The sequence below is a fragment of the Wolbachia endosymbiont (group A) of Apoderus coryli genome, assembly GCF_947251615.1.
GTDB lineage: Bacteria > Pseudomonadota > Alphaproteobacteria > Rickettsiales > Anaplasmataceae > Wolbachia.
In genome coordinates, this window is the sequence record NZ_OX366367.1 from 881,292 (window position 1) to 895,512 (window position 14,221).

The 14,221-nt window shown below is 36.9% G+C and carries 11 protein-coding genes and 2 pseudogenes; 7 read left to right on the forward strand and 6 right to left on the reverse strand.

Going from position 1 to position 14,221, the window contains the following annotated elements:
- Positions 1 to 169 precede the first annotated feature (169 nt).
- The 3 genes from OPR43_RS04470 (at position 170) to OPR43_RS04480 (ending at position 3,674) form a co-directional block, all read left to right on the forward strand.
- Entirely contained in the window at positions 170 to 2,020 is a 1,851-nt protein-coding gene (locus tag OPR43_RS04470; protein ID WP_265034352.1) for an ankyrin repeat domain-containing protein, read from the forward strand.
- A gap of 37 nt (positions 2,021 to 2,057) precedes the next feature.
- Positions 2,058 to 2,890, forward strand: a protein-coding gene (locus tag OPR43_RS04475) for an IS5 family transposase (protein WP_265029708.1) whose coding sequence is annotated in 2 segments (ribosomal slippage) — positions 2,058 to 2,424 and positions 2,424 to 2,890 — 834 coding nt in all. Because the reading frame shifts where the segments join, the coding sequence is not laid out codon by codon here.
- Entirely contained in the window at positions 2,883 to 3,674 is a 792-nt protein-coding gene (locus tag OPR43_RS04480; protein ID WP_265034353.1) for a hypothetical protein, read from the forward strand. Before OPR43_RS04475 ends, OPR43_RS04480 begins: the two co-directional genes overlap by 8 nt.
- On the opposite strand, the gene sdhA is transcribed toward OPR43_RS04480, so the two are convergent.
- Positions 3,646 to 5,445: a succinate dehydrogenase flavoprotein subunit gene (gene sdhA, locus OPR43_RS04485; protein WP_265034354.1), complete on the reverse strand. Its 1,800-nt coding sequence runs from the start codon at positions 5,443 to 5,445 to the stop codon at positions 3,646 to 3,648. The genes OPR43_RS04480 and sdhA overlap by 29 nt on opposite strands.
- A 192-nt stretch (positions 5,446 to 5,637) precedes the next feature.
- On the opposite strand from sdhA, the gene OPR43_RS08395 reads away from it, so the two are divergent.
- On the forward strand, positions 5,638 to 5,826 hold the full coding sequence (locus OPR43_RS08395) for a hypothetical protein (RefSeq protein ID WP_265035735.1): 189 nt from the start codon (positions 5,638 to 5,640) through the stop codon (positions 5,824 to 5,826).
- An 84-nt stretch (positions 5,827 to 5,910) separates the two neighbouring features.
- Positions 5,911 to 6,099 (forward strand): hypothetical protein, encoded by a 189-nt coding sequence (locus OPR43_RS08400; protein WP_265034355.1) that lies wholly within the window; start codon positions 5,911 to 5,913, stop codon positions 6,097 to 6,099.
- A 180-nt stretch (positions 6,100 to 6,279) separates the two neighbouring features.
- Here OPR43_RS08400 and OPR43_RS08500 read toward each other — a convergent pair.
- The 3 genes and pseudogenes from OPR43_RS08500 to gltX all read right to left on the reverse strand — a co-directional run.
- Positions 6,280 to 6,375: pseudogene (locus tag OPR43_RS08500) on the reverse strand (WPE palindromic element domain-containing protein); the annotation flags it as partial.
- Positions 6,376 to 6,571: 196 nt separating this feature from the next.
- Positions 6,572 to 6,667 (reverse strand): annotated as a pseudogene (locus OPR43_RS08505) (WPE palindromic element domain-containing protein); the annotation flags it as partial.
- A 593-nt stretch (positions 6,668 to 7,260) separates the two neighbouring features.
- Positions 7,261 to 8,622: a glutamate--tRNA ligase gene (gltX, locus tag OPR43_RS04510; protein ID WP_265034356.1), complete on the reverse strand. Its 1,362-nt coding sequence runs from the start codon at positions 8,620 to 8,622 to the stop codon at positions 7,261 to 7,263.
- A 150-nt stretch (positions 8,623 to 8,772) separates the two neighbouring features.
- Here gltX and OPR43_RS04515 point away from each other — a divergent pair, with 150 nt between their 5' ends.
- The gene (locus tag OPR43_RS04515) at positions 8,773 to 9,528 is read left to right on the forward strand and encodes an ankyrin repeat domain-containing protein (RefSeq protein WP_265034357.1); all 756 of its coding nucleotides are present in this window, start codon (positions 8,773 to 8,775) and stop codon (positions 9,526 to 9,528) included.
- A gap of 69 nt (positions 9,529 to 9,597) precedes the next feature.
- The gene (locus tag OPR43_RS04520) at positions 9,598 to 11,577 is read left to right on the forward strand and encodes an acetyl-CoA carboxylase biotin carboxylase subunit (protein WP_265034358.1); all 1,980 of its coding nucleotides are present in this window, start codon (positions 9,598 to 9,600) and stop codon (positions 11,575 to 11,577) included.
- Here OPR43_RS04520 and OPR43_RS04525 read toward each other — a convergent pair.
- Both OPR43_RS04525 and OPR43_RS04530 read right to left on the reverse strand, forming a co-directional pair.
- Positions 11,560 to 12,633: a COX15/CtaA family protein gene (locus OPR43_RS04525; RefSeq protein WP_265034359.1), complete on the reverse strand. Its 1,074-nt coding sequence runs from the start codon at positions 12,631 to 12,633 to the stop codon at positions 11,560 to 11,562. The two genes, OPR43_RS04520 and OPR43_RS04525, sit on opposite strands and share 18 nt — an antisense overlap.
- Entirely contained in the window at positions 12,615 to 14,213 is a 1,599-nt protein-coding gene (locus tag OPR43_RS04530) for a glycosyltransferase family 2 protein (protein WP_320157477.1), read from the reverse strand. Before OPR43_RS04530 ends, OPR43_RS04525 begins: the two co-directional genes overlap by 19 nt.
- Positions 14,214 to 14,221: the final 8 nt, after the last annotated feature.

Genomic DNA, 14,221 nt, shown 5'->3' on the forward strand with positions numbered 1-14,221 from the left:
AAGTGAGGATTTGACTATGATAACAGATTTTCTAATAGAAACTAGTTTTCTGCCTTTCCACCTATATTTTGATCACATATACAACGTTTAGCTCAAATTAAAAGTCAAACTTCTTGGTTGTTAGTTTAGTGCTGACAACTTAAATAGCTTTTAATATTGAGGTTTTAGTATGGGTATAGATATAACTGCACTAACTACTAATGCAGATAAATTAGGTGAATGCATAGATAAAAATAAAAAGCAAGAGCGAGAGCAGGATAGAAAAGACGAGCAATTGCACTGCACTATAGAGAGAAAGGTAAAAAAAGAAGAACACAAGCGTGAAAAACCAAGAGGTCAAGATGGAACCCTCAAGAAGTGTAAAAGGTTATTTGAGAAAGATGCTAGTCCTGAAGTATTAACTAAATTAGAAGAATCACTTAGAGAACAAGAAAAATATTATAGGTATTATGTCCAATGCTTCCTTCCAGTGCTAGATAAAGCAATAGAACGATCGAAAAAAATATCAAATGAAACAAAAGAGCGAGTAAAGCAAGCAATTTCAGAAATTACTTATAATAGCAAATATTGTAACCAAAATGATCGTAGGGACAGTGGAATTGAAAGTGACTACAGTAGCGATGCTGGTGATGATTATGAGAAACATTCAATCAGTAACCCTAATACAGCAAATGAAGATCAAGAAGTAGAGAAAAGCAACGAAATAACAAATAGCAATGCTCTATTACTAAAAGCGATCAAAAATGGAAATAACAGGAAATTTAAAAAATATCTAAAAGGTTGCGCAGATATTAGCAGCATAAAAGCTGAAGAAGGGAAAAATATTTTACACCTTATCGCGTCGTTGGAAAAGAAACAGAAATGCAAGTTTCTAGGTACCCTAATAAAAACGGTCACCGAGGAAGATTTAGCACAACTTGTTGATAGTGAAAATCAGGACGAAAAAACTCCTCTTCAGGTGGCACTAATTGACAAGATAACAAAAGAAAAACATGAGTCTAATACAATTCGAAGTAACGATAACACACTTAAGTTTCTTACAAAATTGTTAGAGCATGGAGCCAGCTCTGATAATTTAGGATTATCTACAAAAAAATTACAAGACTTAAAAGAAGAGCAAAAGACATACTATCGTAATTTCTTAGAAAAATTAGCAGAGCAAGGAAAGAAATCTAAATTAAAGCCAGAAATAAGAATCAATACAGAAGCAAAAATTAAAGAAATTATACCACATACCATAAATACTCCAGATAGTAATGATAATTATCTATTACATCCAGTAATTAAAAATAGTGATAAAAAACTTTTTAAAGAACTATTGGAAAAAGGGGCGGATATTAGCCTTAAAGACACAGATGGTAACAATGCTTTACACTTGATTGTTAAACCTGAAACAAAACAAAAACTTGAACTTCTCAATATATTGCTAGAAGCAGGCCAAAAAGAACAATTTATAAAAGCTGTAAATGATAAAAAAGAAGGGCAAACACCGCTCCATCTGGTACTCCAGCGCATACAAGAGAAGAGTGAGAACCGATCACTTAAGGAATTTGAAAAAACTAAAAGGTATGAAACCCTAGAACTATTGCTAAAAAACGGTGCAGATATTACTGTGCAAGATAAAGATGAAAAAAATGCTCTGCACTATATTGCTTCATTCAAAGGAGAACAAAAAGTTGCATGTTTGAAGTTGATTTCAGATAAAGATGGATTTAGTAATGCTGTAAATACTACTAACAAGGAAGAACAAACACCTCTTCATCAGCTGCTTCAGCATATAAAAGAAAAGAATGAGGATCGATCATGTACAGATAGAAAATTTGAAAAAACAAAGAGGTATAAAGCCTTAGAGTTATTTCTACAAAATGGTGCAGATATTACTGTGCAAGATAAAGATGAAAAAAATGCTCTGCACTATATTGCTTCATTCAAAGGAGAACAAAAAGTTACATGTTTAGAGTTGATTTTAAATTCGGTGGAAAAAGAGAAATTTAGTAAGAGGTTGTCCGGAAACAGGTAAAAGGCTATGATATTTGAAATTTTAGTATGGGGTAAAGATGAGAAAAAAGTATCCAACAGATCTAAGTGAAAGGGAATGGGCACAAATAGAGAAGTACTTCAGAGTATCATACAAAAAAGGAGGAAGACCGCCAAAATATAGTAAAAGAAAAATGTTAGAGGGAATTTTCTATGTATTGCGTACAGGGTGCCAATGGCGGTATTTACCAAATGATTTTCCGCTATGGAAGACTGTATATGAGCAGTTTAGGCAATGGAAGAAACAGAGGATTTTTGAGAAAATGAACTATGATATCACTAAATATAGTAGGTCAAAAATGGGAAGAAATGAAGAGCCGAGCGCATGCATAGTGGACAGTCAGTCGGTAAAAACCACGGAAAAAGGGGGGTCAAAGGTTATGATGGTGCGAAAAAGGTAAAGGGGAGAAAAAGACATATAATTACAGATACTCAGGGTTTTATACTAAGTTGTTACGTAGGAGCTGCTAATGAAAATGATAGAGATGGTATTAAAATAGCATTAAACAATATGAGAACAAAATATACTAAAGTAAAAAAAATGTGGGCTGATATGGGGTACCAAGGAAAAGATTTAAAAACCCATATAGAGGAAGAATATGGCATAGATATTGAAATTGTGAAAAGGCCTCCATGTAGGTTTTGGGTGCATAAAGATACACCACTAGAACTATTGCCACAACGGGATCCTGGATTTTTAGTACAGCCGAGAAGGTGGGTGGTAGAAAGGACTTTTGCTTGGATCAATAGGAATAGAAGACTATCAAAAGAGTACGATTTACTTACAACATCTACTGAAAGTTTCATATATCTGGCTATGAGTAGGGTTATGTTACGGAGGGAATATGCCTAAGTTTACTAGTTTCCGGACAACCTCTAAAGCTGCAAACGCCACTAACGAAAAAGAACGAACACCACTACAAGTAGCGTTAATTACTAAGACGACAAAAGATAAACATAATTTGGTCAATCCTAAGAGCCGTGATAACACGATCAAGTTCTGTGTAAAATTATTGCAAAATGGTGTTGATCCAAAGCAGTTAATACTACCCGAAAGATTATGGAGCAAAGAGTATTATAAAACTATAAAAGGAATAGAGAAACCAACGGGTAGAGCGCTTATTCCAGATGATATGAGAACTGAACTGAAGTGCAATTTTGGCAAGAAGTTAAAAGCACGCGATATTGTGAAGTACATCAATAATGTTGCTTGTAAAGCAGTGACAACGCTTGTATTTGCTGCTTTAGCCTGTGCAGCAATATTCAGTGCTTCTCAAGGAATTATTACAATTGCAACTGCCTCATCTATTATAGCAGTTATTGGAGTTTGTTATCTTATTTACTTGAATTTAGAAAATATTTATGAAGGATTTGGAAAAATTAAAGGAAAGTTTACTGAAGAAAAGCAACTTACACTTCAAGATAACGCACCAAAAAATGATACACAATGCAATAACTCTGTTAAAGATATAGAAAATAAGTCCAACGATTTAGAAGAGCAAGAGGTGCAAAAATCATCAAATCAATCAGAATGTGCAGAAAATCCAGCTACCAAAATGAGCGATATATCAATACTACGTCAATTCATAAATAAGCTAGATGGGCTGACTAATAAACCCTCTTCTCTGGCGCTATGAAATCAATCTCACCGCTCAGAGTTTTTTCAGCAACTTTTTTGTAGTCAATTTTTACGTTAATTTGCCCTTTCTTTTCTTCAAGCCACGCTATAGTGTGCTTCATCCAGTTTTTGTCATCACGTTCAGGAAAGTCTTCACGAGCATGTGCACCTCTGCTTTCCTTTCGATTGGCTGCGCATTCCATGGTAATAACCGCTTGTGGGATCATGTTAGCAAGCTCCAGCGCTTCAACTAAATCACTGTTCCACATCATACTGCGATCCTCAAGTGAAATATCAGGCATCATTTTTGCTACCTTTTTTATAGCTTTTTTACCTTCTTCTAAAACTTCAGCAACACGGAACACTGATGCGTACTTTTGCATAGTGTGCTGCATTTCGCTGCGTATTTTTGCTACTTTGAGCTTCCCAGAAGCAAATCGCATTTTATTAAACCTATCTATTATCCAATCTGTACAATCTGAGCTCAATTTTTTATGTGGTGTACAGGATTTTAGTTTCTCTTTTGCTCTGAGCGCTGCAGCTCTGCCAAAAACCACAAGATCAAGAAGCGAGTTAGAACCAAGTCGATTTGCACCGTGCACAGAGACACACGCAGCTTCTCCAATTGCAAATAGTCCATCTACCACTTCTTCCTTACCTTGCTTCAGCGTGATCACTTCTCCATAATAATTGGTTGGAATGCCACCCATGTTATAGTGAACAGTCGGAATGACCGGTATTGGATCTTTAGTGACATCAACTCCAGCAAAAGTTCTTGCGGTTTCGCTAATGCCCGGCAATCTGAGTTTTATTACTTCCGGATCAAGATGTGCTATAGTTAAATACATGTAATCTTTTTTCGGTCCAACTCCCCTTCCCTCTCTAATTTCAATTGTTATTGCGCGACTTACCACATCACGAGAAGCTAAATCTTTTGCTTTTGGTGCGTAACGTTCCATAAACTTTTCGCCCTGAGAATTAACGAGATATCCCCCTTCGCCACGGCACCCTTCTGTCATCAAGCACCCTGAGCCATATATTCCTGTTGGATGAAATTGTACAAATTCCATATCTTCAAGTGGTAATCCAGCCCTTACTACCATGCCATTACCATCACCTGTGCAGGTATGCGCACTTGTTGCAGAGAAATAAACACGTCCATATCCACCTGTTGCTAGCACCACTCTATGCGCACGAAATCTATGTAATGTACCGTCGCATAGCGACCAAGCAAGAACTCCGCAGCATGTTTCGCTATCCATAATTAAATCAATCACAAAGTATTCAACAAAAAACTCAGCGTTGAATTTAAGACACTGCTGATATAGAGTGTGAAGGATTGCGTGCCCAGTTTTGTCTGCTGCCGCACAAGTGCGTTGAGCTGATTTTCCTTTACCAAAGTGAGTTGTCATTCCACCAAAAGAGCGCTGGTATATTTTGCCATCTTCTGTACGAGAAAAAGGTACGCCAAAATTTTCAAGTTCAATAACAGCTTTAGCAGCGTTTTTACACATATATTCTATTGCATCTTGATCACCAAGCCAGTCTGAACCTTTTATTGTGTCATATGCATGCCAGCGCCAATCGTCTTCACCGATATTACCTAAAGCTGCACTAATTCCGCCTTGTGCTGCAACTGTATGACTTCGTGTAGGGAAAATTTTAGAAATGCAGGCAACTGAAAAATTAGTTGCAGCCATCCCAAGCGTTGCTCTGAGCCCTGCTCCACCTGCACCTACTACTACCACATCATACTCATGTTCTATGATCTCATACGCTGACTTATCCATATTTACTTATTTTATCATTACGGGCTTATGATATCACAGAAGTAGAAAAAATCTATACAAGTTTTCTATAGCTATACCACCGCGAACCGTCATACCGCGATTCATTCGCGGTATCTTAGCCGCTAACACGTAGGGGAATGACGAATTACTATACCGTCACGGTATCTCTAGATCCCGCTAACAAGCAGCGGGATGACGATTGTCAGGCTAGCTGTCATCCCAGTTTGGAATCCAGGAAAAAGAATGGTGTCATCCCAGTGCCCAGACACTGGGATCCAGGAAAGTTTGCTTGTTTACAAGCAAACTAGCATAGAAAGTGGTTACAACGTTTTCGATGAGATTATATGGAAAACTGGATCCCAGTGTCAAGCACTGGGATGACACCCTCCTGATGGGCCAAAATCACAATGTTCGTACAGTTATGGATTCATTCGCGGTATCTCAAAGCATAGATCCCGCTGCGGGATGACGGTTATCAGGCTAGCTGTCATCCCAGTTTGGAATCCAGGAAAAAGAATGGTGTCATCCCAGTGCCCAGACACTGGGATCCAGGAAAGTTTGCTTGTTTACAAGCAAACTAGCATAGAAAGTGGTTACAACGTTTTCGATGAGATTATATGGAAAACTGGATCCCAGTGTCAAGCACTGGGATGACACCCTCCTGATGGGCCAAAATCACAATGTTCGTACAGTTATGGATTCATTCGCGGTATCTCAAAGCATAGATCCCGCTGCGGGATGACGGTTGTCAGGCTAGCTGTCATCCCAGTGCTTGACACAAAGCTGTACGAACATTGTAATTAGCAGGTGGCAAATTCAAGTAGCTGACACTGGTTCACTCTGTGATGGTGTCATTCCAGTGCTTGACACTGGAATCCAGTCTTTATTATGCAGCCACTTATTTAAAGTTAGGTTTTCTGGATCCCAGTGTCAAGCACTGGGATGACACCCTCCTGATGGGCCAAAATCACAATGTTCGTACAGTTATGGATTCATTCGCGGTATCTCAAAGCATAGATCCCGCTGCGGGATGACGGTTATCAGGCTAGCTGTCATCCCAGTGCTTGACACAAAGCTGTACGAACATTGTAATTAGCAGGTGGCAAATTCAAGTAGCTGACACTGGTTCACTCTGTGATGGTGTCATTCCAGTGCTTGACACTGGAATCCAGTCTTTATTATGCAGCCACTTATTTAAAGTTAGGTTTTCTGGATCCCAGTGTCAAGCACTGGGATGACACCCTCCTGATGGGCCAAAATCACAATGTTCGTACAGTTATGGATTCATTCGCGGTATCTCAAAGCATAGATCCCGCTGCGGGATGACGGTTGTCGTTTAGCTGTAAATATTAAGAAATTTACCAAACGAAAAAAAAGGCAAAAGAAGCCCCGTGGTTATTATCCGCTTTAAAATATTGGCGTTTTTTATGTTTTAAACGCTTGACAAGCGAAATTCAGCTGCTTTTAATTGCAACTAACCTACGCTGCAAATGTTTAAGAAATTTACCAAGCAGAAAAAAAGACAAAGAATCCCCGAGTTAGCTAGTCTTTTACTATCTTTGTCGAGTATTGGCATTTTTTGATGTCTTGTAACGCTTTGTAAGCGCGTTCAGCTTATTTAGATAAAAATCTAGATGTAGATGAAGTTTTGTAAAGACATACAGTATCTATATACTGCAAAAAATTGAACATAAGACGCCGATACATTAAGTAATCCTTACCTTTTAATCTGCAGATTGGCGAAAGCAAATACAATAGCTTCACTGTCATGATAAAGGGGCTGGCAAAGCTTGTCAAGAAATTTTCTTATTTCATTTAAATTGCTTGTAACCTTCTTATACACTCGTCTTTACCAAGAATCACCATGATATCGATGATTCCAGGTGCATCCATTACTCCGGTTATGGGAGCACGTAATGAGTGGTATACATCGCTTATTTTCATATCGTGCAATTTTGCAAATTCCTTGATCTGAGAAGATAAAAAACCCTTATTCCAGTCTTCATCACCGATCTTTGACAGAAATGACGCGAGTAACTTGATTATATCGAGGTTAGATTTGACAATTTGCTCAGCCTCTTCACTTAAATCAAGCGGCGGATCTCTTATATAAAACTGTGCTAAATCCAGCAGTTCAGCCAGGTAATTTGCTCTTTTTTTTAGTTCCGTTAGCCCCTGTAATAAATAGTTCTTTTTCTTGTCAGTTAGAGTATTTTCTCCAAGTATTAGAGCCAGAATATCTTCATTGCTCATATTACTAATATAGTGGTTATTCAAATGCTCCAGTTTTTTGAAATCGAGCCGTGCAGGTGAACGACCAATGCTTTCTAAATTAAACCACTCTATTGCTTGCTCATCGCTAATAATCTCATCATTACCATGGCTCCAACCAAGCCTCAGTAGGTAATTACGCATCGCTTTTGGCAATATTCCCATTTTCTCGTAGTCGCAAACACTTGTTGCACCGTGCCTTTTGGATAGCTTATTTCCATCTTCCCCATGAATAAGCGGCACATGTGCAAAACGTGGAATGTCAAAATCAAGAGCCTGGTATATTAGCAACTGTTTAAAGGTATTAGTGAGATGGTCAGAACCACGTATAATATCGGTTATTCCAGCATCATGATCGTCAACTACCACGGCAAAAATATATGTTGGAGTGTTGTCAGAGCGTAAGATCACTATATCATCAAGCTGCTCGCTATTTACTTTGATTTGGCCGTATATTTTATCATCAATGACGATCTCTTGCGAGTCTGGCACTTTAAAGCGGACAACAGGCTTTACGTTTGATGTCACACTAGTACATTTATGCTTGTATATTTTTCCTTCTTCTCTTGCTTTTGTCTTCTTTTCTGTAACTTCATCTTCAGGGCAATAACAGTGATACGCCCTACCCCTCTCAACTAAAAGGTTTGCTACTTCAATGTGCCGCTCTATTCTTTTTGACTGATATACTATTTCCCCATCATAGCTCATACCGAGCCATCTTAGCCCTTCTATAATTGCATCAATTGCTTCTTGCGTTGAACGTTTTCTGTCGGTGTCTTCAATTCTCAGCAAAAACTTGCCACCATGATGCTTTGCATAGAGCCAATTAAATAACGCAGTGCGGGCCCCTCCAATATGCAAAAACCCTGTGGGTGATGGAGCGAATCTCGTGACTATACCTGGCATATTTGTCCGTTACAGTAATATAAATGATGATAGCTAAAATTTATGTTTGTAACAATTTAGAATTTATTTATTCTGAGAGATAAAATTTTATTTATTTTTCATAAATTGTGTTGTATAATTTAGTATTGGTTGAATATAGCGAGGTGAGTTATGGATGGACTTGTAGATATAGCAAAATTGCTTTCAGATAATGAAGCTAATATCAATTGGCGTTACACCGGCCCTTTTGATAAAACAAAACAAAGAGTACAGGCAGATAATCTCCTGCATTTAGCTGCAAGAATACAAAACAAAGGTAAATTTGTAGACATTTGTAAGAAGAACATTGCTTCTGTAACTGCGCATAATGAATATGGAGATAATCCATTTCATGAAGCAGCAAGAAGTGGAATTTTGCTGCCTGCAGTACAAGAGATTGTGAATGACTTAGAGACGGAAGCTGATAACAAAATTACGAAAGCAGAAGAAGCTGGAGATCGGAAAGAAGTAAGCAGATTGAAAGAGGAACTCAAATGTAATAAAAAATATATTAAAGATGCGCTCTGCAGTAAAGGCTATGCTTTTAATAAGAAGAGGGAAACTCCTCTTTATTACTTAAATGCTGCACAACAGAAAGAAATTAAGCAAATCGCAGGCATAAAAGACAGCTTTATATGTAACCAGAAGTTTCACCTGTGTTTATATATAGTAGGGGCTATAGCGTGTATTGCTGCCTTGTGCTTATCTTTATATTTTCTGTATCTATCTTCTCAGACTTTTGCACTAAGCTCGATGGTTGCAATAGCTTCTGGCGGAGTCACATACCTGTCAGTTAAGGCATGTAACGAGATACATGCCTTGCATAACGAAAGCACTTTAGCGGAAGTTAATGTTATGCAGAGTTCAGGTGGTTTAGCTCCAGCATGAAGATTAAAATTACTTGCAGGCAATGATATAGAAATTTACTTTCTTAACTTAAGAAAGTATACTCATAAGATGACGGAAAAGAAGTACAGTAAGATTTTAATAGCAAACAGAGGGGAAATTGCCTGCAGGATTATCAGAACTGCCCATAAGATGGGTATATCTTGTGTATGCGTATATTCGGATGCAGATGTAAATTCTGTGCATGTAAGACAAGCAGATGAGTCAAGGTACATTGGCCCTTCGCCATCTTGTCTCAGTTATTTAAACATTGAAAAAATATGTGAGGTAGCAGTTGAAACAGGTGCTGAGGCAGTTCATCCTGGCTATGGTTTTTTAGCAGAAAATCCAGATTTTCCACGTGCTCTTCAAAAACATAATATAGACTTCATCGGCCCCAGTGCAGAAACAATAGAAGTTACAGCCAACAAAATAACAGCAAAAGAAGCGGCAAAAAAAGCTGGAGTGAATGTAGTGCCAGGATATATGGGTAAGATCAGCGATGCTGCCCACGCAGCTCAAGTTGCTGAAGAGGTCGGTTTTCCCGTTATGCTCAAAGCTGCATCAGGTGGTGGTGGCAAAGGAATGCGAATTGTAAATTCCAAAAAAGAAATTGAACTAGCGTTCACATCAGCAACAAATGAAGCAGAGAAAAGTTTTAAGGATGGCAGTATCTTTATAGAGAAATATATAGAGTTACCAAGACATATTGAAATACAAATCATAGCAGATAAATATGGCAATATAGTTTGTCTTGGAGAAAGAGAATGCTCGATACAAAGGAATAATCAGAAAATAATAGAAGAAACGCCAAGTCCATTCATTAGTGAAGAAGTAAGACAAAAAATGTATGCCCAATGTGTTTCTTTAGCAAAGCAAGTTGGCTATTTTTCAGCAGGTACTGTTGAGTTTGTTGTAGATAAAGACCAAAACTTCTATTTTCTTGAGGTAAATACGAGATTACAAGTTGAGCATCCAGTAACAGAATTTATAACTGGAATAGACATAGTAGAAGAAATGATTAGAACTTCCTGTGGAGAAAAATTGAGATTCAATCAGGATGATATTAAACTTACTGGTTCTGCAATAGAAAGTAGAATTTGCGCTGAAGACCCATCGAAGAAATTTTTCCCCTCCAGTGGAAGAATAAAATATTACGACCAACCCAATGGAAATGATTATATAAGAATAGATGATGGAGTTGCCGCAGGTTCAGAAATTAGCACATTCTATGACTCAATGATTGCAAAAGTGATAACATATGGAAAAGATAGAGTAGAAGCGATCAGCAGAATGCAAAAAGCATTGTCTGAATGTTATATAGAAGGAGTAACAAATAATATAGAATTTCTAGAATCCATCTCCCATCACCCAAATTTTATTGCAGCAAAGCTCCACACGAGATTCATTCCAGACCATTACCCTAGTGGGTTTCACGGCGATTTTGTTACAGAAGAATATATAAAAGTATTTATTTTTGTTTCGTTATATGTTTATTTAGAAAACGAAGAAAAGTACCATCATAAAGCAGTGAATGAAACGCTTGTAGTTGTAATAAATGACAATAAGTACTCTGTAAACGCAAAGTACCAAGATAATATATTAACAACAGTATATAACCACAATACATACTCTGTAGTAGGCAAGTGGAAATCAAGTTATAGGTTGCTAAACATCACGATTAACGATGATACCGATATAACACTTAAAGTAGAAAAACAAGGCAGCAAATACTTCATAAGACATGCAGGCATGAAAGCTGAGTGTTGTATATTTAAACCTCATGTAGCTGAATTAAGTAAGTTAATGCTAAATAATGAAACAGAAGGGATTTCAGTAGATGCTGTAAAATCCCCAATATCTGGCTTATTAGTTAAGTTGCACGTAAATACAGGAGATCAGGTGGAAATAGGACAACCTTTATTTGTGGTGGAGGCAATGAAAATGGAAAATATTATATGTGCTGAAGCAGCAATGGTGATAAAAAATATTCCCGTTCAAGAAGGAAAAAATGTGCAGATTGGTGATGTAGTATTAGCTCTGCTTTCTTAAATAACACAAGAAGTATAAACTTGACCCAAACAAGATAAATGAAAACACTTGATGAGCTATGGCAATGGCTATTGGTATGTGCAATAATAGAGTAATTACACCCAAAATGATCTGAATGATAACGGAGAGCAGCATAATATATACCGGTTTTACGCTAGCATTTTTTACTGTGAGTATTACTACCAAAGCTAGTATTAGCAATGCCAGTGCTCGATGTATAAATTGCACTGTCACTCTGTTCTCAAAGATATTCAGCCATATAGGGTGTAAGAAAAATAAATCTTCTGGAACGATTTGTCCGTCCATTAGTGGAAAGGTATTGTAAATTAAACCAGCATTTAATCCCGCAACAAACGCACCGAAAATTATTTGTATTACAATTAGAATCAGAATAAGTATTGTGTAATATATACTACTGTTAGTAGATTGAAATCCTGTCATCTCAGTGTCACGCACTGGGATGACATCTTTCTTGGTGAAAGTTACTCTTATATCGCAATGTTCGTGCAGTTGCGTACGTGACGCTGGCTGATAATCAAAAAATTGATACGATAATAGTGCAAAAATAACTAATGCTAATAATAAGTGAAGTGCGAGCCTATAGTGGCTAACATGAGGCTTGGCTACCAAGCCGCTTTTTACCATATACCAACCAGCAAAAGCTTGCAGCGCTCCAAATAATAAGACTATCAATAGCCTTATTACTACCTTTTTAGATATTTTTCTTCTTAATGTAAAATATATAAATGGCAGGACAAAAACTAAACCTGTTAGTCTTGCAACCAATCTGTGTACATATTCTATTAAGTATATAGCGCGAAACTCCTCTATACTCATACCATAGTTAAGTGCTTTATATTCAGGTGTAGCTTCGTATTTTAATTTTTCTTGTAGCCAGTCTTGTTCACTCAGTGGTGGTAATGTTCCAGTAATGGGTTTCCACTCCGTGATTGACAATCCTGCTTTTGAAAGTCTGGTAAATCCACCAATCCCCACCATGAGAATTACCATGATACAGCAGAGAAAAAGCCAAATAGCTACAGGTTTTGATTCCATAAACCATGCTGAGTTTTGTTCCATCGCTCAGGGTAAAGAATAAATTCCCACAAGGCAAGAAAAGCTGCAACACTATGTAGCAGACTATAGACCGGAAAAAATATCGATACTATATAAAAATAAAAAGGCATCTTTTGCTGTTTGACAGCTATTACCAAAAGAATCAGGTTAGTAACGTATACCACTAAAAAGTAGTACAAAAATAATTCATTTAAAACTTTAGTTAATATCAATGAAAGCAGTAAAAATGGAGTAGTAAAAAATATAAAAGCTGCAGAGCCAACAAAAAGATTCAATAGCAAAATTCCCTTAAATCCAGTGTGTTTATAAAGTGACTTTATATTTTTTAAATGAACAATATAAGTTTGCATATAGCCTTTGATCCAGCGCGCTCTTTGCTTAATCCAAGCAAATACAGCAATTGGTGACTCTTCCAATGTTTCTGAGTCAATCATCCTGGTTTTATAGCCCATTTGCGCAAGTCTCAAACCGAGGTCAGCATCTTCGGTAACACTATAAGCATCCCAGAAAAACACTTTTTTTAGAATTTTTACTGAAAAATGATTACTGCTACCACCCAAAGGCATTGGCATGTTCATTTTTTGGAATCCAGGCAATAAGTATTGAAACCAGTTCATATACTCCAGAGAAAAGGATTTTGTGAGAAAATTATAATCACAATTATAGTAATTTAATTTCGCCTGTACACAGGCTAACTTATCGTCGCCCTTATTAAATTCAATCAGTGCTTTTTTTAACTGCAATGGGTCTGGTTTATCATCCGCATCATATATTACTGCATACTTTCCTCTAGCAAAGCTCATAGCATAATTGCATGACTTGGCTTTTGTTCTAGGCAAAGAATGAGGCACTTTTATTACTTCAAAATACTGCGGTAAAGTATACTTTTCTATAGCTGCTAGCGTTTCCTGGTCATCACTTTCTACCTGAAGCTTCACATCTAATTTTGATTTTGGATAATCCAAACTTTCAATGCTTTCGATCAATTGCTCTATCACTGCACTTTCTTTAAAAGCAGGCAATAAAATAGTATATATAGGAAAATCTTCTTCATTCAGCTTACTATAATCCACTTTTTGGTTGGAGGTTTCACATAAGTTAAAAATTGTAGCTATAAACTTGAATAAATAACTAGAACAGCCGATTATAAATATCAACATCAAAGCAAAATATGTATATTTCTCTGTTAGTGTTAAAATTGAAGTTACAATAAAGAAAGAAGCAAAAAATATTGAGCTTAGTTTAATGCTTTTAGCTGAAAAATTAGGATTCTTGTAATATAAGTAGTTGCTTGCAAATTCTGAAATACCAAAGTGCGAGTTAAGAAGATTTAAAATCTGTTCGCTATCCACTTTTATTAATACATAGTCAATACCGTAATGAGCTTCGACCCAACGGTTGACATCTCGGCTTGTGTCTTCAACCATAAAAAAAGTAGTATCATTTAATTTTTGCCAAGGAATTATATTAAATTTATAGTAAAAAAGTTTCTCTGGCTCTTTGCACAAACTAGAATCAAACTTAATTTTTTCTACATTATCAGCTTGAAGTATAGGCAATTGTTGCA

Bases quoted from the DNA above. Each gene is read 5' to 3' on its own strand.
- sdhA (WP_265034354.1), bottom strand. From the start codon at position 5,445: ATGGATAAGTCAGCGTATGAGATCATAGAACATGAGTATGATGTGGTA.
- gltX (WP_265034356.1), bottom strand. From the start codon at position 8,622: ATGCCAGGTATAGTCACGAGATTCGCTCCATCACCCACAGGGTTTTTG.
- OPR43_RS04525 (WP_265034359.1), bottom strand. From the start codon at position 12,633: ATGGAATCAAAACCTGTAGCTATTTGGCTTTTTCTCTGCTGTATCATG.
- OPR43_RS08400 (WP_265034355.1), top strand. From the start codon at position 5,911: ATGACGGTTATCAGGCTAGCTGTCATCCCAGTTTGGAATCCAGGAAAA.
- OPR43_RS04480 (WP_265034353.1), top strand. From the start codon at position 2,883: ATGCCTAAGTTTACTAGTTTCCGGACAACCTCTAAAGCTGCAAACGCC.
- OPR43_RS04520 (WP_265034358.1), top strand. From the start codon at position 9,598: ATGACGGAAAAGAAGTACAGTAAGATTTTAATAGCAAACAGAGGGGAA.
- OPR43_RS04470 (WP_265034352.1), top strand. From the start codon at position 170: ATGGGTATAGATATAACTGCACTAACTACTAATGCAGATAAATTAGGT.
- OPR43_RS04515 (WP_265034357.1), top strand. From the start codon at position 8,773: ATGGATGGACTTGTAGATATAGCAAAATTGCTTTCAGATAATGAAGCT.
- OPR43_RS08395 (WP_265035735.1), top strand. From the start codon at position 5,638: ATGACGATTGTCAGGCTAGCTGTCATCCCAGTTTGGAATCCAGGAAAA.